The organism is Geodermatophilus sp. URMC 60 (assembly GCF_053502585.1).
The window spans coordinates 5,258,350-5,276,605 of record NZ_CP199958.1 but is presented as its reverse complement, the minus strand read 5'-3'; the positions used below and the strand labels follow the sequence as shown (position 1 = coordinate 5,276,605).

At 76.7% G+C, this 18,256-nt stretch carries 18 protein-coding genes; 11 read left to right on the top strand and 7 right to left on the bottom strand.

Features of this window, described 5'->3' with window-relative positions; all coding sequences use genetic code 11:
- Window positions 1-11: 11 nt before the first annotated feature.
- From ACWIX3_RS24845 to ACWIX3_RS24830, 4 genes are all read left to right on the top strand, one after another.
- Window positions 12-971 (top strand): SAF domain-containing protein, encoded by a 960-nt coding sequence (locus ACWIX3_RS24845; RefSeq protein WP_448610011.1) that lies wholly within the window; start codon window positions 12-14, stop codon window positions 969-971.
- Entirely contained in the window at window positions 971-2,266 is a 1,296-nt protein-coding gene (locus tag ACWIX3_RS24840; protein ID WP_448610010.1) for an AAA family ATPase, read from the top strand. The genes ACWIX3_RS24845 and ACWIX3_RS24840 overlap by 1 nt, the downstream gene beginning before the upstream one ends.
- Window positions 2,267-2,349: 83 nt before the next feature.
- Complete coding sequence (locus tag ACWIX3_RS24835; RefSeq protein WP_448610009.1) at window positions 2,350-3,729, top strand: WS/DGAT/MGAT family O-acyltransferase; 1,380 nt, start codon at window positions 2,350-2,352, stop codon at window positions 3,727-3,729.
- Between the two features lie 71 nt (window positions 3,730-3,800).
- Window positions 3,801-4,313, top strand: a complete 513-nt coding sequence (locus ACWIX3_RS24830) for a DUF6912 family protein (protein WP_448610008.1) — start codon at window positions 3,801-3,803, stop codon at window positions 4,311-4,313.
- An 84-nt stretch (window positions 4,314-4,397) separates the two neighbouring features.
- Here ACWIX3_RS24830 and ACWIX3_RS24825 read toward each other — a convergent pair whose 3' ends face one another.
- Window positions 4,398-8,555, bottom strand: coding sequence for an FtsK/SpoIIIE domain-containing protein (locus ACWIX3_RS24825; RefSeq protein WP_448610007.1), 4,158 nt, complete (start codon window positions 8,553-8,555; stop codon window positions 4,398-4,400).
- Between the two features lie 153 nt (window positions 8,556-8,708).
- Here ACWIX3_RS24825 and ACWIX3_RS24820 point away from each other — a divergent pair, with 153 nt between their 5' ends.
- The gene (locus ACWIX3_RS24820) at window positions 8,709-9,002 is read left to right on the top strand and encodes a WXG100 family type VII secretion target (protein WP_448610006.1); all 294 of its coding nucleotides are present in this window, start codon (window positions 8,709-8,711) and stop codon (window positions 9,000-9,002) included.
- A 52-nt stretch (window positions 9,003-9,054) separates the two neighbouring features.
- Here the strand turns inward: ACWIX3_RS24820 and ACWIX3_RS24815 are convergent, their stop codons facing one another.
- On the bottom strand, window positions 9,055-10,044 hold the full coding sequence (locus ACWIX3_RS24815; protein ID WP_448610005.1) for an HTTM domain-containing protein: 990 nt from the start codon (window positions 10,042-10,044) through the stop codon (window positions 9,055-9,057).
- Complete coding sequence (locus ACWIX3_RS24810; RefSeq protein ID WP_448610004.1) at window positions 10,041-10,544, bottom strand: hypothetical protein; 504 nt, start codon at window positions 10,542-10,544, stop codon at window positions 10,041-10,043. The genes ACWIX3_RS24815 and ACWIX3_RS24810 overlap by 4 nt, the downstream gene beginning before the upstream one ends.
- Window positions 10,545-10,678: 134 nt before the next feature.
- On the opposite strand from ACWIX3_RS24810, the gene ACWIX3_RS24805 reads away from it, so the two are divergent.
- Entirely contained in the window at window positions 10,679-11,188 is a 510-nt protein-coding gene (locus ACWIX3_RS24805) for a MaoC family dehydratase (protein WP_448610003.1), read from the top strand.
- Between the two features lie 25 nt (window positions 11,189-11,213).
- Here the strand turns inward: ACWIX3_RS24805 and ACWIX3_RS24800 are convergent, their stop codons facing one another.
- Window positions 11,214-11,639 (bottom strand): NUDIX domain-containing protein, encoded by a 426-nt coding sequence (locus ACWIX3_RS24800; protein WP_448610002.1) that lies wholly within the window; start codon window positions 11,637-11,639, stop codon window positions 11,214-11,216.
- Between the two features lie 73 nt (window positions 11,640-11,712).
- Here ACWIX3_RS24800 and ACWIX3_RS24795 point away from each other — a divergent pair, with 73 nt between their 5' ends.
- The 5 genes from ACWIX3_RS24795 (at window position 11,713) to ACWIX3_RS24775 (ending at window position 15,092) form a co-directional block, all read left to right on the top strand.
- Window positions 11,713-12,336, top strand: coding sequence for a DUF6758 family protein (locus ACWIX3_RS24795; RefSeq protein ID WP_448610001.1), 624 nt, complete (start codon window positions 11,713-11,715; stop codon window positions 12,334-12,336).
- A 134-nt stretch (window positions 12,337-12,470) separates the two neighbouring features.
- On the top strand, window positions 12,471-12,623 hold the full coding sequence (locus tag ACWIX3_RS24790; protein WP_175486517.1) for a hypothetical protein: 153 nt from the start codon (window positions 12,471-12,473) through the stop codon (window positions 12,621-12,623).
- Between the two features lie 6 nt (window positions 12,624-12,629).
- Window positions 12,630-13,352, top strand: a complete 723-nt coding sequence (locus ACWIX3_RS24785) for a PH domain-containing protein (protein ID WP_448610000.1) — start codon at window positions 12,630-12,632, stop codon at window positions 13,350-13,352.
- Window positions 13,352-14,227, top strand: a complete 876-nt coding sequence (locus tag ACWIX3_RS24780; RefSeq protein WP_448609999.1) for a PHP domain-containing protein — start codon at window positions 13,352-13,354, stop codon at window positions 14,225-14,227. The genes ACWIX3_RS24785 and ACWIX3_RS24780 overlap by 1 nt, the downstream gene beginning before the upstream one ends.
- Before the next feature lie 10 nt (window positions 14,228-14,237).
- Window positions 14,238-15,092 carry a RecB family exonuclease gene (locus tag ACWIX3_RS24775; protein ID WP_448609998.1) on the top strand — a complete coding sequence of 285 codons (855 nt, stop codon included), beginning with the start codon at window positions 14,238-14,240 and terminating at the stop codon, window positions 15,090-15,092.
- Window positions 15,093-15,161: 69 nt separating this feature from the next.
- Here the strand turns inward: ACWIX3_RS24775 and ACWIX3_RS24770 are convergent, their stop codons facing one another.
- The 3 genes from ACWIX3_RS24770 to ACWIX3_RS24760 all read right to left on the bottom strand — a co-directional run bounded on the left by ACWIX3_RS24770 (window position 15,162) and on the right by ACWIX3_RS24760 (window position 18,226).
- Entirely contained in the window at window positions 15,162-16,034 is an 873-nt protein-coding gene (locus ACWIX3_RS24770) for an oxygenase MpaB family protein (RefSeq protein ID WP_448609997.1), read from the bottom strand.
- Entirely contained in the window at window positions 16,031-16,978 is a 948-nt protein-coding gene (locus ACWIX3_RS24765; RefSeq protein WP_448609996.1) for an alpha/beta fold hydrolase, read from the bottom strand. The genes ACWIX3_RS24770 and ACWIX3_RS24765 overlap by 4 nt, the downstream gene beginning before the upstream one ends.
- A 123-nt stretch (window positions 16,979-17,101) precedes the next feature.
- Window positions 17,102-18,226 carry an outer membrane protein assembly factor BamB family protein gene (locus ACWIX3_RS24760; protein ID WP_448612502.1) on the bottom strand — a complete coding sequence of 375 codons (1,125 nt, stop codon included), beginning with the start codon at window positions 18,224-18,226 and terminating at the stop codon, window positions 17,102-17,104.
- Between the last annotated feature and the right edge of the window lie 30 nt (window positions 18,227-18,256).

Here is an 18,256-nt window from a genome sequence, read left to right as displayed (position 1 = left end):
GACCGCTGGCTGTGAGCGCCACGCGCACCGTGCCGAACGCCCCGGGGGCGAGCACCCCGGGTGCCCCCGCTCCCGTGCCGGGGTCGGCACCGCGACGGGTCCGGCCGCCGCGCTGGCTGGACCTCCGGCTGGTTCTGGGCGTCCTGCTGGTGCTCGGCTCGGTCCTGCTGGGTGCCCGCGTGGTCGCCGCCGCCGACGCGACGGTGCCGGTGTGGTCGGCCGCGGGCGACCTCGCGGCCGGCACCGTGCTCACCGCCGGGGACGTCGTGGCCGTGGACGTCCGGCTCGACGACGTCGCCGGCGCCTACCTCGCGACGAGCACGCGGCCGGAGGGCCGGACCCTCGCCCGTGCCGTGCGGAGCGGGGAGCTGCTGCCCCGGACGGCGCTGGAGGAGCCGGCCGAGCTGGTGCAGCTGGCGCTCCCGGTGCAGGCCGGTTACGTGCCGCCGGGGCTGGACCGCGGGCAGGTCGTCGACGTCTACGCCGTGGCAGACCCCGCGGCCGGCGCCACCGCGGCCGGTGACGGGCGCGTGTCCCTTGTGGTGGCGGCGGCTCCAGTGCAGGCGATCTCCGGGCGCACCGATGGCGTGCTGTCGACGGCCACGAGCACCGTCCAGGTCGTCGTCTCGGTCCCGGCCGGCCAGGCGCCGGCGGTGCTCGGCGCGATCGGTGGCCGGCCGCTGGTCGTCGTCGTGCACGGTTCGGTCGACGTCGCCGGCGGCGGGGCGCCGGTGCCGACCACCGCCGCGCCCTCGACCGCCGCGCCCTCGACCGCTGCCCCCTCGACCGCTGCCCCCTCGACTCCTGCGCGCTCGACCCCTGCTCGCTCGACGGCTGCGCCCACGCCCTCGACCCGCACGCCCTCGACCCGCGCGCCCTCGACCCGCGCGCCCTCGACCCCGGCTCCCCGGGCCACCTCGTCCGCCGCCGGGCCCGCCGCGTCCGGCGGCCCGGTGACCGGGACGCCCTGATGGCGCTGCAGGTCTTCACGGCCGTCACCGGCGCCGGGTGGGAGTCCGCGCTGGTCGGCGCCCTCGACCGGGCCGACCACGGGGTCACCGTCGTCCGCCGGTGCGTGGACGTCTCCGAGCTGCTGGCCGCCGCCGCCACGGGGACCGCGCAGGCGGCGCTGCTGTCGGCCGACCTGCGCCGCCTCGACGGGGACGCCGTCGCCCGGCTCGCGGCGGCCGGCGTGGCCGTCGTGGGACTGGTGGACGCGGGCGACGAGCGCGCGACCGACCGGCTCCACGCCCTGGGGATCGGGCGGGTGCTGCCCGCCGACGCCGAGCCGGAGGAGATCGCCCGGGCACTGCGCGAGGCGGTGGCGGGCGGCCCGCCGGCCGGTCGGGACATCGCCGACCCCCGGGCGGCGCTGCCTGCACACGGGCTGCCGGAGCCGGCGTCGGAGCGGTCGGCCGGTCGCGGCCGCGTGGTCGCGGTCTGGGGGCCGACCGGCGCCCCGGGCCGCACCACCGTCGCCGTGGGGCTCGCCGACGAGGCCGCCCGGCTGGACGTGCCGACCCTGCTGGTGGACGCCGACGTCTACGGCGGCGTGGTGGCCCAGGTGCTCGGCCTGCTCGACGAGTCGCCGGGGCTGGCGGGCGCGGCCCGGCAGGCGGCCGCCGGCACCCTCGACGGGGCGGCGCTCGAGAGGCTGGCCTGGGCGGTGCGCCCGCGGCTGGCTGTCCTCACCGGGCTGGCTCGCGCGGACCGCTGGCCCGAGCTGCGACCACACGCCGTCGCCGCCGTCCTGGAGGAGGTGCGCCGCAGTGCCGAGCTCACCGTCGTCGACTGCGCCTTCAGCCTCGAGGAGGACGAGGAGCTGTCCTTCGACACCGCGGCGCCTCGGCGCAACGGGGTGACCCTCACCGTCCTGGAGGCCGCGGACACCGTGCTGTGCATCAGCGGCGCGGACCCGGTGGCGCTGCAGCGGAGCATCCGCGCGCTCGGCGAGCTGCGCGACGTGCTGCCCGACGTGGAGCCGGTCGTCGTCGTCAACCAGGTGCGGCGAGGGCCGGTGCCCGGTGACCCTCGCCGTGAGATCGGCGACGCGCTGGAGCGCTTCGCCGGCCGCCAGGTGGCCTTCTTCCTGCCCGCCGACCGACGCGCCACCGACGCGGCATTGGCCGAGGGGCGAACGCTGGCCGAGGTGGCGTCGTCCTCCCCGCTGCGCACGGAACTGCGGGCGATGGCCGCCGCGCTCACCGGCGTGCCGGTGCCCGAGGTCGGCCGGGGGCGCCCGCGACTGCGCCGACGCGCCGGCTGAGGACACGGACGCCGCTCGGCCAGGGCTGTCCGTGCGGTGGTGCCGCGTCGTAGCGTGAGGACCCCGACCGGAGGAGACCGAAGGTGGAGCGCCTGACCACCCTGGACGCGTCGTTCCTCTACCTCGAGAGGCCGGACAACCCGATGCACGTGGCCGGCGTGCTCGTGCTCGAGCCGCCGGCGGGCGGCCTGGACGCGATCGCCTCGCTGGTCGAGGGCCGCCTCCCGCTCGTGCCGCGCTACCGGCAGCGGGTCCTCGAGGTGCCCGGACACCTGGCCAACCCGGTGTGGGCCGACGACCCGGACTTCGACGTCGACTACCACGTCCGCCGGTCCGCGGTGCCCCGGCCGGGGACGCAGGCCCAGCTGCTCGACCTCGTGTCCCGGGTCGTCGCGCGACCCCTGGACCGGGGGCGGCCGCTGTGGGAGGTCTACCTCGTGGAGGGCCTGGCCGAGGGGCGGGTCGCCGTCATCACGAAGACGCACCCGGCGTTGGTCGACGGGCTGGGCGCGGTCGACATCGCCCAGGTCCTGCTCGAGGACTCGCCGGACGCGACGGCCCCCGCGCCCGACCAGTGGCGACCCCGCCGGCTGCCCGGCGTGCTGCAGCTGGTCGGGGAGGCCGTGGCGGAGTACGTGACCCGCCCCACCGCGGTCGTGGAGACCGCGCGCCACGCGGCCACCGACGTGCGGGCCACCGGCGCGCGGGTGACCAGCGCGGCCGAGGGTGCGGTGCGGGCGGCGCGGTCGGCGCTGTTCCCCGCCCCGCACACCCCTCTCGGCGCGACCAGCAGCAGCCAGCGCCGGGTGGCGGTGGCACGGGCTGAGCTCGACGACGTCAAACGGGTCCGCAAGGCGCACGGCGGGACGGTCAACGACGTGCTGCTGACCGTGGTGACCGGGGCGCTGCGGGACTGGCTGCTGTCGCGCGGCCAGGCGGTCCTCGGCTCCACGTCGGTGCGGGCCCTGGTGCCGGTGTCGGTGCAGGGCGAGGAAGAGGAGGCGCCGGGCAACCGGGTGTCGAGCTATCTGGTCGACCTCCCCGTCGGTGAGTCCAACCCCCGCTTGCGGCTGGCGCGGCTGAGCTACGCGATGCGCGGGGTGAGCCAGCACGGCCGGTCGGTCGGCGCGGACACGCTCATCGCGCTCACCGGCTTCGCCCCGCCGACGCTGCACGCCCTCGGCGCCCGGGCGGCTCGCGGCCTGTCCCGCCGGATGGCCAACCTGGTGGTCACCAACGTGCCCGGGCCGCAGGTGCCCCTGTACGCCGCCGGCGCCCGGATGCTCGAGGTCTTCCCGGTGGTCCCGCTGGCCCCCGGCCAGGGACTGTCGGTGGGGATCACCAGCTACGACGGACATGTGTTCTTCGGCCTGAACGCCGACCGCGACGGCGTGGGCGACGTCGACCTGCTCGCCGACCTCATCGAGCAGGAACTCGCCGTCCTGGTCGAGACCGCCGGCTGACCCCGCGGCCCGCAGGGCCGGACCGGCGCCGGGATACCGTCGGGCTCCCCCGGCGCGAAGGAGCCATCCCGGTGCGTGTGTACCTCCCTGCCACCACGAGCGTCCTGCGGGCCCTCGTGGACGACGGGCGCCTGACCGGGCCGCTCACCGCCTTCGCGGTCACGCCGGGCCTGCGTGAGTTCTACGCCCTCAGTGACGCCGGAGCCGACGAGGAGGAGCTCGAGTACGCCGCCCTCCTGGCGGCTGCGCGGGCCAGCCTCCGGCTCATCGACGTCGACCCCTCGGCCGCCCGTCGTCGGGTCGTGCTGGCCGCCGATGTCCCCGACGCCGCGGTCTCCGAGGTCGAGGACCCGGACGCCGACCGCGGTGCCGTCCGCATCGCCGGCGACGTCGCCCTGCGCGACGTCGCGAGCGCACACGTCGACGGCGCGGAGGCCGAGGACGACGTCCGCGCCGCGGTGAACGTCGTGCTCGAGGCCGACCTCGGCAGCGAGGACGCCCAGTTCGTCGTCGACCAGGCCGAGGGCCACGAGCTCGCCTGGTACGCCACCCAGGAGGTCGGGGCGCTGCTCGAGCTCCTGTGACGCCGTCGTCATGCCCGACGACACGGCGGCTCCGGACCGTCCCCGCGCTTCGCGCGAACCTCCGGGGAGCCCCCGGCCCCGTCCTCAGGACGCCCCGTCCCCCTGCTGGGTCGCCTCGCCCGGCCGCGGGTCCCGGCGGGCGACCTGCACCCGCCGGGCCGCACCCGCAGCCACGAGCCATCCCGAGCCGGGGCGCGCGGGGACGGGCGTGCGGGGAAGCCGGATGCCGAGCAGGTCGGCGTCCCCGGCGGCCGGTGACAGCAGCAGGCCGCTGCGCCGGCGTCGCAGGGCGGGAACCGGGCCGCGGTGCACCGCGGCGAGCTCGGCGGCGGTCCCGGCCACGAACAGGACCACGTCCGCCACGGACTCGGCCGCGGTCAGGGCACCGAACACGGCGGAGTCGACCAGGTCGGCGCAGTCGTCGACGACCACGGCGCCGGGGGTGCCGCACAGTCCGGCGAGCCACTCCTGCCAGCCGGCCACGTCCGTGGCGTCCAGCCGGACCAGCGGCGGACCGCCTCCCGCGTCCGCACGGCCGGCGTCCCGGACGACCTGCAGCACCGCGGCCCCCTCGGCGGCGACGTGGCGGGCGAAGCCCTCCAGCGCCGTGGTCCGTCCGCTGCCGGGCGGCCCAGCGACCAGCAGGCCCCTGGAGCGGGACAGGTCTACGGTCAGCACGCCGCCGTCGTCACCACCCGGACCGACCGGCAGCCGCAGGGGGTGCCCGCCGCGGCTGGCAGCCGGCAGCGGCAGCACCGGGGCGGCCGGCAGCTCGGGGATGGTCAGCGCCCTGCCGTTGCGGGCCGGCGCGTCCGGCCAGGTCGTGGGAAGAGCGCGGGGCAGGACGAGCTGGCACTCCCTGGCCTCCTCGCCGACCAGCGCCCGACCCGGTGGCCGGTGCCCGGGCACGTCACGGACCGGGATGCCGGCGACGGCGTAGTCGGCGCGGTCGGGCAGCGGCAGCACCAGGCGGGTGTCGACGGCGTTGGCCAGCCGGCCGCCCGGGACGGCGCGGTCGGCGGTCAGCAGGCATGTCAGCCCGGCTGCTCCGCCGTCCCGGACGAGGCGAAGCAGCGCCGCCGACCCCCTGCCCGGGTCGGACTCGTCGAGCTGGGTCATGACCGGCTCGGCACCGTCGACCAGCAGCAGCAGGTGCGGACGCGGGCCACCCGGCGGGGCGGCACGCCGTGCGGTCACCTCCTGCGCCAGCCGGTCCAGCAGCCGCACGGTCCGCAGGGCGTCGTCCCCACCGACCACGGTGCCGGTGTGCGGCAGGCCGGCCACCGCCGCGGCCAGTCCGCCGCCGCCGTGGTCGAGCACGTGCACGTGCAGCCGGTCGGGGCCGAACGCGGTGACCGCCTCGGCGAACGCGGACCGCAGGAACGTCGTCCGCCCGCTGCGTGGCCCGCCGACGGCGAGCCAGCCGCCGGCCCGGGCCAGGTCCAGCTGCAGCGGCTCCTGCACCTGGGCGTCGGGGCGGTCCAGGAGGCCCAGCCGCAGCCGGTGGCCGGCGCCGTTGCCGGTGAGGCGCCGCAGGTCCTCGTCGGACAGGCGGTCGGGGAGGACGGGCTGCCACGGCCGGTGCGGCCGCGGCAGCCCCGTCTCCAGGGCTCGGCGGCCGAGCGCCTCGGTGAGCCGGGCCAGGTCGCTGGACCCGGCCGGGACCTCCTCCACCGCCCGGGCGGCAGGTGCCGGCCAGCGCCACGGGGTCACCTGCGGCCCGGTGTCCCGGACGCCGTGCGGCCGGCCGCTGACCCGTGCCGCCTGGAACAGCACCGACGCGCCCCCGCCGGACCGCAGGTACCCGCGGCCGGGGGCGTCGACCGGCAGGACGGCGGCCTCCGCCGAGCCGAGCACATCCCGGGACTCGGCCTCGTCGGTTGTCCGCAGGCAGACGCGCAGCGTGCAGTTCGCCCGGATCTCCGGGGAGACGACGCCGCCGGGACGCTGCGTCGCCAGCACCAGGTGCACACCCAGCGAGCGACCGCGTTGTGCGATGCCGACGAGACCGGACAGGAAGGCGGGCAGCTCCTCGGCCAGCCCGGCGAACTCGTCCACGACGATCACCAGGCGGGCCAGCTCGACCGCGTCGGGCAGAGCGGCCAGGTCGGGGACGCCGTGGGTGGCGAGCAGCGACTCCCGACGGGTGAGCTCGGCGGTGAGCGACCGCAGCGCCCGGGCGGTCGCCGAACCGTCGAGATCGGTCAGCAGGCCCACGGTGTGCGGTAGTCCGGCCGCCTCGGCGAACGCTGCGCCACCCTTGTAGTCGACGAGCAGGAACGAGCACCGGTCCGGCGGGTGGACCAGAGCCAGGCCGGCGATCAGCGTCTGCAGCAGCTCGGACTTGCCCGAGCCCGTGGTCCCGGCCACCAGCGCGTGCGGCCCGTGCCGGCACAGGTCGACGGAGAGGTCCCCGGTCGCGGTGCGGCCCAGCGTCGCGACGAGCGAGTCGCGGGACCGGGACCAGTCGCCGGCCGCGGCCACCGGCAGGTCGAGCAGCCGGACCTGCCGGGGGAGTGCGGCGTCCGAGGCGGCGGGCTCCAGCGGGGCCAGGTCGCGCGCCAGCTGTGCTGCGACGCGCCGCGGCAGCCGGTCGACCGCTGCCACCGCTCGCTCGCCCGCACCGGACCGCAGCAGGGTCGCCCGCTCGCCGGTCTCGCCGCCGAGCAGGAGGACGGCGTCCCCGAGCCCGGGGAGGTCCGCCGTCGAGGACCCACAGGCGAGGACGACGACACGGACGGCGTGCGCCCGGCGCAGCGCAGCCAGTACGCGGGGGCCGACCGGCCGGTCGACCAGCACGGCGACCCAGCCGCGTGTCCCGTCCTGGGCGGCCACCCGCCGCGACACCAGGGTGGTCAGCCACCGGAGGATGTCCTCGTCGGCAGCGTCCACCGGAGGAGCGGTGCGGACGTGCACAGACTCCGCGGCCAGGTGCGGCAGCCACCGTGACCACGCCCAGTCGACCAGCCGGTCGGGTGTGGTGAGCAGGGCGAGCTCCACCTCGCCGGGTGCGTGGAGCGCCGCCAGCTGGCCCAGGACGCCGGCGAGGACGCCCACCGCCGGCTCGCGCGGACCGGCGACGCCCAGCCCGCCGGTGGCGGCCAGCTCGACGACGACGGGCAGCTGGTCCGACGGCTCCCGATCCCGGGAGCCGTCGGACGCCACCCGCACCACCCGTGACGTCCCGGGGCCGGTGCCGATCCGTACGGCGAGTGCGTCGCTGTCGGCTCGGCGCCGCTGCCACAGGTCGGTGGACCGCCGGCGCGCCGCGGCGGTCAGGGCGGCCAGGTCCGGATGGGCGACCTCGGCGGCGCGCTCGTCGGTGCGGAGGGCCGCCGCCAGCCGGTCCTGTGCTTCGGCGAGCTCCACGGCGTGAGCCGCCCGGGCACGTCGTGTCGTGCGCCGGCCCGACCACCGGTCGGACAGCCACGTGCCGACCGCCACCACGGGACCGATCAGGGCGAGGAAGAGGAAGTGCGGAGAGCCGAGGACCCAGGCCAGGGCCACGCCGCCGACCGCCGGGAGGGCCACGGCCACCCACGCCAGCCGCCGGGACGGTGCCGGGACGGGGGCGGCGGGGAGGACGATCTCGACGTCCTCCCGCGACTGGTGCAGGCGCGGGTGCGGACGCAGCTGCAGCCGTCCGCCACTCCTGAGCCGGACCGCGGCGCGGGCGCTGCCCGGCCCCGCCGTCCGCAGCGTGCTCGACCCCAGCCGGAGCGGGGCTCCCGATGGCCACGGCCGCGGCTCCCCGCCGAGGAGCGCGCCGTCCAGCAGGCTGCCGTTGGTGGAACCGAGGTCGCGGACGGCGAGGCTCCCGGCGCCGACCTCGACGAGCACGTGCCGGCGGGAGACGTCGGGGTCGGTCAGCCGGACGGTGGCGTCGCTGCCGCGCCCGACGACGTGCCGGCCACGGTCCAGCGGCAGCGTCGTCCCGGCGTCCGGGCCGCCCATGACGTGCAGTTCCAGCGCGCTCGACCCCGCGGCGGTCCCCGGGCGGGGGCCGGGCCGGCCGAGACCCAGCAGGGCTCCGTGCAGCAGCGCCTGGTCGGTCAGCGGCAGCTCGGGGGCCAGCCGGGTGCTGCCGGCCCAGAGCTCGGCGGACGGCAGACGCAGCGCCGTGGCCAGCGGAGGCAGGACCGCAGCGAGCCGGTCGTCGTCGCAGGCGGTCACCGCGACGTCGAGGGTGCCGCTGGGTGTGACGAGGGACCAGCAGCGGGTGGCGGGGGAGCGGACGGGCACGTGGCGACCCTGGCGGCCGCGCCGTGTCGCCCCGGGGCCGGCACACCGCTCTGTGGACGGCGAGCGGAGCTGTGGACGGTCGGGGGCCGGCAGGGGGTCCGGGCACCTACCGTCCGCTCTCACCGGGAGGGACCCGGACGACGAGGAGGACACGTGAAGGTCGAGATCGCCACCCTGCAGTCACTGGCCGGGCAGTGCCGCGCCGAGGCCGCGGAGACCACCGCCCGGCACACCGCTCTGTCGAGCAGCGTGGACGCCTCGGTGCTCGAGGGGTGGACCGACAGCCAGGCCGCGGCCCGGTTCACGGAGCTCTACGAGCAGTGGCGGGTCAGCGCCCAGGGAGTCAGCGACGCGCTGACCGGCATGGGCGGTCTGCTCAGCGGCGTGGCGGCTTCCTACCAGCAGCACGAGGCGGACATGGCGGCCCGCATCGGAGCGCTCATCTGACCCGCTCCGGCGCTGACACAGCCCGGGGCGCCGGCCCGGTCCGGGTGCCGGCTCAGCCAGGAGGCGCGGCCCCGGTCGGGGAGACCTCGGTCGGGGAGGCCTCGGTCGGGGAGGCCTCGGCCGGGGAGACCTCGGCCGGGCGCCCGCCGCCGGTCCGGGCACGCAGCCGGCGGGTGGTGTCGGGCAGCCGCTCCCACGGCAGGATCGACAGGATCGCGACGCAGTGCGGCAGGAAGATGATCGCCACGCTGGCGTAGACGGCCAGGTGGAAACCGAGCAGGAAGACCACCAGCGCGACCCGCGCGCGGGCCGACCAGACGAGCAGCATGAGCGGTGCGGCGAACTCCAGCGCCAGCATCCCCCACTGGGCGCCCACCAGCAGGCCGGGCGTCTCGAGGAGCCAGTCCGACAGCACCGTCCCGCGCCGCACGATCGCCCGGGCCAGCGTGGAGCCCGTGGCCCAGTCCCAACCCCCGAAGCGCATCTTGGCCCAGGCGGCCAGGAAGTAGGTGAGCATGACGGTGACGAACACCGCCGCCATGGCCCAGCCGGCTGCCTCGGAGGAGCGCTTGTCGCGCCACCGCACGCGCCCGATGGTGGGCAGCACCGCCAGCGCGACGAGGTAGGCGATCCGGTCGTGGTCCACCTTCCCGTAGCTCATCGCGATGACCATCCACTCGAAGTAGAGGAAGAACACCGCGGTGCCCAGCAGCCGGGGCGCCCGGCCGGTCGCCGCCACCAGGGCGGTACCGACGAGGGCCCACTGCACGACGACCACCACCGCAGGGGTGGGCGTCGGCAGGGGCAACAGCCGGCCGATGGTCAGCGGCGCGTACCACTCGGTCGGGACGTCGGCGTGCGCCCGCACCCACGCCGTGGTCAGGAAGACGTCGACCGGCACGAACAGGTAGGCGATCGTCCGGAACACCGCGATGCGCGCCAGCGGGACGGGCCGGAACCACCAGCCCGACCACCCGCGGCGGCCTTCGGACGACGGCGCAGCGGCGGGTGCACCGGTTCCGGGGGGCGGTGCAGCGTTCACGGGGTGCCCTCCTGGCCGGTCGCGGACACCGGGTGGTCGATGAGCACGCCCTCGGTGACCGCGCCGGTGCGCCGGCCGTCGTCGAGCGCGTGCCGGCGCTGCACCACCCGCACTGCCACCAGCGGCTCGGCGTCGGGGTGGCGGTCGGCGTAGGACCCGGCCAGCAGGCCCAGCAGCTCCGGCTCCTCGACCAGGCGCGGCAGCTGTCCCTCGAACTCCGCCCGGCGCAGGCCCACCTCGCCACCGGAGAGCCGTACCTCGTCGCCGTCGGCGGTCACGCCCACCACGCTGGTGGAGACCACGGGACGGTCGGGGTCGGCGCGGGTGGAGTACATCCGGAACGGCCCGAACGGGAACTCCGAGTCGTTGCCCCAGAGCGTGCCGCCGAGCAGCAGCGCGAGCACCACGGCGGTGGCGACGAGCCGAACCCGTCGGGCGGTGGGTGAGAGCGTCAGGACGCCGGGCTCCCCGGTGTCCGGAACGGAGGGAGCCGGTACCACGGGCGCATCGTAGGATCGGCGGCCGTCCAGATGGGTCACCGACGCGGGTGGGCAACTGGCCCGCCGGGCGTGGTGGGCCCGCGCTCGCCGTCGTTCGGTGCCCCGATGTCAGCGTCGACACCCGGAGGCAGCACGTGCAGTTCGGTCGGTACTACGAGGAGTTCGAGGTCGGTGCGGTGTACAAGCACTGGCCGGGCAAGACCGTCACCGAGTACGACGACCACCTGTTCTGCCTCATCACGATGAACCACCACCCGCTGCACCTGGACACCCACTACGCGGCGGAGACCACCGACTTCGGCAAGAACGTCGTCGTCGGCAACTACGTCTACTCGCTGCTGCTCGGCATGAGCGTCCCGGACGTCTCGGGAAAGGCCATCGCCAACCTGGAGATCGAGTCCCTGCGGCACGTGGCGCCGACGTTCCACGGCGACACCGTCTACGGCGAGACGACGGTGCTGGACAAGACCGAGTCGAAGTCGAAGGACGACCGCGGCGTCGTGCACGTCGAGACCATCGGCTACAAGCAGGACGGCACGGTCGTGTGCGTCTTCCGCCGCAAGGTCATGGTCCCCAAGCGCTCCTACGGCGAGGCCCGCGGCGGTGAGCAGCCCGGCCGTCCGGAGCCGAGGCCCCGCAGCTGACCGGCGGGCGTGCTGCCGGGCCGGCTCAGGTCGGCAACACGCCCCAGCCGCGCAGGGTCTCCAGCAGCCGCGGTGTGCAGGTCAGCCGCTCGAGGTCGGCCGCGCCGGCGAAGGTGACGTCGTCCGCGTCGTCGCCGGCCACCGGGACGGCCGCCGGGTCCACGAGCGTGCAGACGAGGTCCACGACGTCGTAGACGACTCCGGGGCCGGGCACCCGCACGCGGCCCACCTCGGCGCCGGCCCGCACCGCCAGACCGGTCTCCTCGCGCACCTCGCGCTCGACCGCCGCGGCCACCGACTCCCCGGCCTCGACCCGGCCGCCGGGCACCGACCACAGCCCACGGCCGGGTTCGTTGCCCCGCCGGACCATCAGCAGCCGGCCGCGGGAGTCGAGCACCACCGCGCCGACGCAGGCGACCACCGGCAGCGGGGCGTCGGCGGCGGGCGGCACGCCCCGAACGGTACGCACGGCCCCAGGGGCCAGCGCTTGACGAACCCGTCGGGTCACAGGACGGTGATGCCCGATGACTTCCACCACGGTCTGTCCCCGCTGTGGCGAACGCGTGGTCGTCCGCCCCGGGAACCCGGCTCAGGCCTGGTGCCACGTGCACGGCGCGGTGACACCGCTGCACCACACGCTGCTGGTGGCGCACGACGCCATCGCCGCGGTGACCGCCGACGCCCGGGTGCCGGCGTGGGTGCCCGACCCCATGCCGTCGGGCTGGACGGTCACCGGCCTGGCGTGGGGCGGGGAGCCCGGCGCCCGCGCGATCGTCGTCGACTGCGCCGGACCGGCTCCGCTCGGCGGCTCGGCCGAGCTGGTCCTCGTCGCCGAGGAGCCGGGCACCGGCGTCGGCTGCGGCTACGCCGGCCTGCCCGGGGTCGACCCCGGCGACGTCATCTCCGGGCCCTCGTCGGCCGACGTCGAGGCCGCCGGGCAGCGCGCCCCGCTGTGGGCGGTGCCCACCTCCGACGACCGGGCCGCCTTCGTGGGGGAGGCCTTCGGCGTCTGGTTGTGGCTGGTCATGTGGCCGATGTCGGCCGCGTGGCTGCTCGCCGAGCGGCTGCAGCTGCTCGACCTGCGCGAGCGCCTCTACCCCGACCTGCCCCTCGGCCCGCCCAGCGAGCACTTGCTCCCGGGACCCTGACGGACCGGACCGGACCGACCCGCATCCCCGGCGGCGTGTCCGGGGAGTGACTCCTGCGACGTGTGTTACCCATGGGGCTCGCCGCGCGGACGGCCCCGTCCGCGCGCCCACCGACAGCCACCGCGGAGGTGACGGTGAAGAAGGTCCTCACCTGGCTTGCACTCGCCTTCGTCGTGTTCTACGTCATCTCGGCGCCCGAGAGCTCCGCCGACTTCGTCCGCACCGCCGGCCAGGCCCTCGGTGACGCGGCGTCCTCGCTGGCCTCGTTCTTCGAGTCCCTCGCCTAGGCCGGCGTGGGCGGCCCGGCGACACCGGCCTCCGACGGCCGCCGGCCGCGGTGGAGCAAGGACGCCGACAAGTACCTGCTCCAGCACGAGAAGCCGCCCGTCGTCGCCACCCGCCGGCACTGGGCGGTGCTCATCGTCCCGGTGGCCAAGGCGTTGCCGGTCCTGGTCGTCGGCCTCTGGCTGATGGTGCTCGACCCGGAGAACCGGGTCACCGCCAGCGTCGGGCTCATCGTGCTGGTCGGGGCGCTGGGGTACCTGGCGCTGCGGGTCGGCGAGTGGTGGATGCGGCACTTCATCGTCACCAATCGCCGGGTGCTGCTGACCACCGGGATCATCGTCCGCACCGTGGCCCTGCTGCCGCTGCGCCGCATCACCGACCTGACGTACAAGGAGACGCCGCTCGGCCAGCTGCTCGGCTACGGCACGTTCCGCTTCGAGTCGGCCGGCCAGCAACAGGCGCTCTCGGAGATCACCTACCTGCCGCGGGCCGGCGTCCTCTACCGCGACGTGAGCGACCTGCTGTTCGGCGGGAACGGCGCCGACAAGGGGGACGACGAGGGCGAGGCCGAACCGTCGCCGCGGAAGCCCCGCCGGTCGCCGCCGGACCGCCCTGGAGCGGACGCACCGACCGACGGACGGCGGGACACCGAGCCGATCCCGCCGCTGCCACCGCGGCGTCCCCGCTCCCCGCGGGTGGCCGGCCGGCGCGTGCGGCAGTCTGGTCGTTGATGCGGATCGACCTGCACACCCACTCGTCGGTGTCCGACGGCACCGACCGCCCCGCCGAGCTGCTCACCGCGGCCCGGGCCGCGGGCCTGGACGTCGTCGCGCTCACCGACCACGACACCACCGCCGGCTGGTCCGAGGCGGAGGAGGCCCGACCCGACGGGCTGACCGTCGTCCCGGGGATGGAGTTGTCCTGCCGCTGGTTCCCGGCGCAGGCGCCGCCGATCAGCGTGCACCTGCTCGCCTACCTCTTCGACCCGGAGCACCCGGCCCTGGCCGCGGAGCGGGCTCGCCTGCGCGAGGAGCGGCTCGGCCGCGGCGAGCGGATCGTCACCGCCCTGGCCGAGGCCGGGCACCCGGTCGTCTGGAGCGAGATCGTCGAGCGCGCCGGCGGCGGGGTGGTGGGCCGGCCGCACGTGGCCCGCGCCCTGGTCGAGGGAGGCGTCGTCGACTCGGTCGACCAGGCCTTCGCCACGCTGCTGCACCACCGCAGCCCCTTCTACGTCGCCAAGGCCGACACCGACGTGCTCCACGGCATCGCCCTGGTTCGCGCGGCCGGCGGGGTGCCGGTGTTCGCCCACGGCCTGGCCACCCGGCGCGGCCGGGTGGTCGGCGACGAGGCGATCGCGGCGATGGCCGAGGCCGGGCTGCTCGGCCTGGAGGTCGACCACCCGGACCACGACCCCGACGAGCGTGCCCACCTCCGCGGGCTGGCCGGTGAGCTCGGGCTGCTGGTCACCGGCTCGAGCGACTACCACGGCAGCAACAAGACGACGCCGATCGCCGCCTGCACGACCGCGCCGGGCCAGTACGAGGCGCTGCTGGCCGCCGGCACGGGCGCCACGCCGTTCCCCGGGTCCGTAGGCACCGCCGGTTAGCGTGGCCGGCATGGCAGGCGCGCAGCTGGAGATGCCCGGGATGCCGCGGCGGCTGTTCCCGGCGACGCCGAGCAAGCTGGCCGCCTTCAGCGACTGCCCGCGCCGCTACCGGCACGCCTACGTCGACCGGCCCACGCCGGCCAAGGGCCCGGCGTGGGCGCACAACAGCGTGGGCTCGGCGGTGCACGCGGCGCTGCGCTCGTGGTGGGAGCTGCCGCTGCCCAAGCGCACCCCGACGGCGGCGCGCCAGCTGCTGTACGGCGTCTGGTCGACCGCCGGCTTCCGCGACGCCGAGCAGTCAGAGCGGTGGCGTGCCCGGGCCGCGGGCTGGCTCACCGACTACGTGACCGGCCTCGACCCGGCCGACGAGCCGGTCGGCACCGAGCGGCAGGTCGCCGCGACCACCGAGCGGCTGGCGCTGTCCGGCCGCGTGGACCGGATCGACCAGCGTGGCGACGAACTGGTCGTCGTGGACTACAAGACCGGCCGCTCGGTCAGCACCGACGACGAGGCTCGCGGCTCACCCGCGCTGGCCGCCTACGTGCTCGGCGTGCGCCGTACGCTGCGCCGGCCGTGCAGCCGGGTCGAGCTGCACCACCTGCCCTCCGGCACGGTGGCCGCCTTCGACCACACCGACCGGTCGCTGGCCAACCACGTCCGGCGGGCCGAGGACGTCGCCGCCGACATCGCCACGGCGACCGCGGCCGTCGACGCCGGGGAGGACCCGGACGTCGCGTTCCCCGCGGCCCCCGGCCGGCAGTGCGGCTGGTGCGACTTCCGGCCCAGCTGCGCGGTCGGCCGGGCGGCCACCCCGCCGCGCGAGACCTGGAGCTTCCTCGCCGAGGAGACCCCCGCGGAGGCCTGAAGCCGCGCTCGGCCCCGCTGCAGGGTCCCGCCGCGAGCCTGCGAGTGGCGGGGGCAGCGGGGTCCTCTTTCAGGCGGTGAGCTCCTCCACCGCGGCGACGCGCTCCCGGGCCGCCCGCACGATCGGTGACTCGCGCACCTGTGCCGGCACCGCCAGCGCCGCCCGGCGGAACGCGCGCACGCCGGCGGTCGCGGCGGTGTCGGTCAGGCCGAAGCCGGGCAGCCCGTACAGCCGGCGCGCCCACTGGGGCAGCGTCGCGGCGCCCAGGGCGGCCAGCGTGCTCCACGCGGGCCGCGCCGGGGTCAGCAACTGCACCCATCCGGGCATCGGCGGCACCAGGACGAAGCGGGAGGCGTTCCGCGCCGCCGGGGTGACCGTCAGCTGGGGACGGGTGCGCTCGAGGTAGGCGTCGAGCTCGGCCTCGCTCGCCGGGACGTCGCCGGCCTCGCAGCCGATGAGCACCGCGGCGGTCACCTGCTCGGCGACGTAGCGGTCGGCGTCGTCGTCGGTCAGCGGGACCCCCGCTCGGCGGGCGACGGACAGCAGGGAGTCGACCTCGCAGCAGTGCACCCACAGCAGCAGGTCGGGGTCGTCGACGGCGTAGCGGCGGCCGGTGGTCTCCTCGACCGCGGTGTTGCCGCGGTGCATCCCCCGGACCCGGCGCACCGACCGCAGCGCGTCCCTGCGGGTCCCGAAGGTCAGCGTGGCCACGTACTCCGCGGTGCGGGTCAGCCGCGCCCACGGCTCGGACGAGAAGGCGGTGGAGAAGCGGGCGACGCCGTCCATCGCGACCGGGTGCAGGGCCTGCAGCAGCAGCGCCCGGATGCCGCCGACGGAGAAGGCCGGGTCGGCGTGGATCCGCCAGCTGACGCTGCGGGGGCCGAAGAAGCCCAGCAGGTCCTCCTCGGCGGTGCAGTCGCGGATCGACGGCGTCCGGTTCACCGCAGCGCCTCGGCGTCCTCGGCGGAGCGACCGGCGGCGGGCACGGAGGCCCAGAAGTCCAGCAGGACCTCCACCGTGCGAGGCGGGTTCTCGATCGCGGGGGAGTGGATGGCGCCGGGGATGACCTCGTGCCGGGCGCCGAGCCGGTGCGCCATGTCCTCCTGCGCCGCCGGGGTCCAGGCGTCGTCGGCCTCCCCGTGCGCCACGAGCACCGGGACGCCGGTGGCCGCCAGCTCGGCGACCCGGTCGGGCTCGCGGGTCATCGCGTCGGCCATCCCGCGCAGGCCGGCGGCGCTGTTGGCGAGGAACCGCCGGGACAGGAACGCGCGGGTCGGCTCCGGCACCTGCTGCGCCTTCGGGTCGGTCATGGCCAGCTGCTCGAGGGTCTCGTGCACCAGCGCCACGCCCCCGGCGTCCAGCAGCGGGTCGAGGTGCTCGAGCAGCTCCGCCCGGGCGCCGCCCAGCCGGGACGGGCCGGAGCCGAGCAGGGTGAGGCTGGTGAACGCCGCCGGCTCGGCCAGGACGGCGGCCCGGCTGACCAGCCCGCCGAAGGAGTGGCCGACCAGGTGCAGCGTGCCGGCTCCCTCGGCGCGCAGCTGCCGGGCGACGGCGACGAGGTCGTCGCCGAGCTCGGCGACCGAGTAGCGCGCCGGGTCCTCCGGCCCGGGGGACTCGAACTGGCCGCGCTGGTCCAGCGCGAGGACCCGGTACCCGGCGGCGCACAGCGGGCGCAGCAGCGGCGCGAAGTCCTCCTTGCTGCCGGTGAAGCCCGCGACCAGCAGGACGGTGCCGCGCTCGCCGTCGCCCCCGGTGTCCAGCGCCGTCAGCGGCCCGGCTCCGCCGTCGAACGTGCGGTGCCGCGCGTCGTGGTCGGCCAGCTGGCGGAGGTCGTCGGGCGCGATGGAGAGAGGGCTGCGGTCGTCCGGGCCACCGGGCATCACCATGCCCACCAGTGAACATTGGCGTCGGCCTCCCTGCAGTCGAAGGACCCCAGCGCCCTCACCCCTCGCGAGCTCGGGGCGAGCCTCGGGCCGGGGCCGAGGCGTGGGGAGCAGGGTGGTCCTTCCTCAGCGGTGGGCGAGGACGCGGTCGGGCAGCTGGTGGACGACGACCGGGCCGGCCACGGTGAGCAGCCCGCCGGCCTCCAGTCCGGGGGTGGCGGTGCGCTGCACCTCCTCGCCGGTCGCCAGGTCGCGGAGGACCACGGCGTCGCCCTCGGGCACCGGCACCGTCGTCCCCGCGTCGAGCAGTGCGCGGTCGACGGCGCCGGCGGGCAGGCCGGTGGCCGGGGTGCGCCAGGACACCGCGCCGGTGCCCTGGTCGGCTGCGGTGAGCGCGCCGTCGGCCCACACGAGCGCGGTGGTGCCGACGGAGGTCACCAGCACCTCGCCGGCGGACTCGGCGACGGGTGTGCCGAGCGGGACACCGTCGGCACCGGCGAGCAGCTGCACGCCGTCGTCCCCGCTGACGACGACGGCCTGCTCGACGCCGCCCAGCGTCGTCCCCTCGGCGGTGTCGCGGGTCCACAGCGGGGTGCCGTCGTAGCCGTCGAGCAGGCGCACCCGAGTCGACTCGGCGCAGTGCTCGAGCACCGCGACGCCGGCTCCGCCGACGTCCCCGTCGGCGAAGGTGCAGCCCTCCTCCGGGTCGGCGCGCCAGCGGATGCTGTCGCCGACCGGGTCGAGGGTCAGCACGCCGGTCGGGCTGGTGGCCAGCACGATGCCGTCGGTGCTGGTGAGCACCGCGTCGGGGCGCAGGTCGAGGTTCCGGGTCCAGAGCCGGACACCGGTGTCGACGGAGAGCGCGACCGCCTCGTCGCAGCGGTCCTCGGTGCCGGACACGGCGACGACGCGGCCGCCGACGAGGGTCCAGTCGCAGAGCCGGGCGTTGGCGCGGGTGTAGCGCCAGGCCTCGGCACCGGTGCCGACGTCGAGCGCCCGCACCCCGTGCTCGTCACCGACGACGACCCGGCCGCCGTCCACGGTCGCCCTGGCCGCGCCGCCGGACGCGGTGGTGGGGGCGGTCCAGGCGGCGGAGACGGCACCGGCCGGCGTCCCGCTGGGGACGTCGGCCGGTGCTGCGGTGGTGCTGTCGGTGGCCGCCGCATCCGAGCCCCGCCACAGCAGGGCGGCGACGACGACCAGCGCCAGGACGGCCGCCGTCCACACCCACACCCGCAGCGGCGGGCGCATCACCGGCCGGCCCGCCCTCTGCAGGAGGGG

Excerpts from the sequence above, each read along its gene's own strand:
- ACWIX3_RS24840 (WP_448610010.1), top strand. The coding sequence starts at position 971 with ATGGCGCTGCAGGTCTTCACGGCCGTCACCGGCGCCGGGTGGGAGTCC.
- ACWIX3_RS24795 (WP_448610001.1), top strand. The coding sequence starts at position 11,713 with ATGACTTCCACCACGGTCTGTCCCCGCTGTGGCGAACGCGTGGTCGTC.
- ACWIX3_RS24780 (WP_448609999.1), top strand. The coding sequence starts at position 13,352 with ATGCGGATCGACCTGCACACCCACTCGTCGGTGTCCGACGGCACCGAC.
- ACWIX3_RS24775 (WP_448609998.1), top strand. The coding sequence starts at position 14,238 with ATGGCAGGCGCGCAGCTGGAGATGCCCGGGATGCCGCGGCGGCTGTTC.
- ACWIX3_RS24765 (WP_448609996.1), bottom strand. The coding sequence starts at position 16,978 with ATGGTGATGCCCGGTGGCCCGGACGACCGCAGCCCTCTCTCCATCGCG.
- ACWIX3_RS24760 (WP_448612502.1), bottom strand. The coding sequence starts at position 18,226 with ATGCGCCCGCCGCTGCGGGTGTGGGTGTGGACGGCGGCCGTCCTGGCG.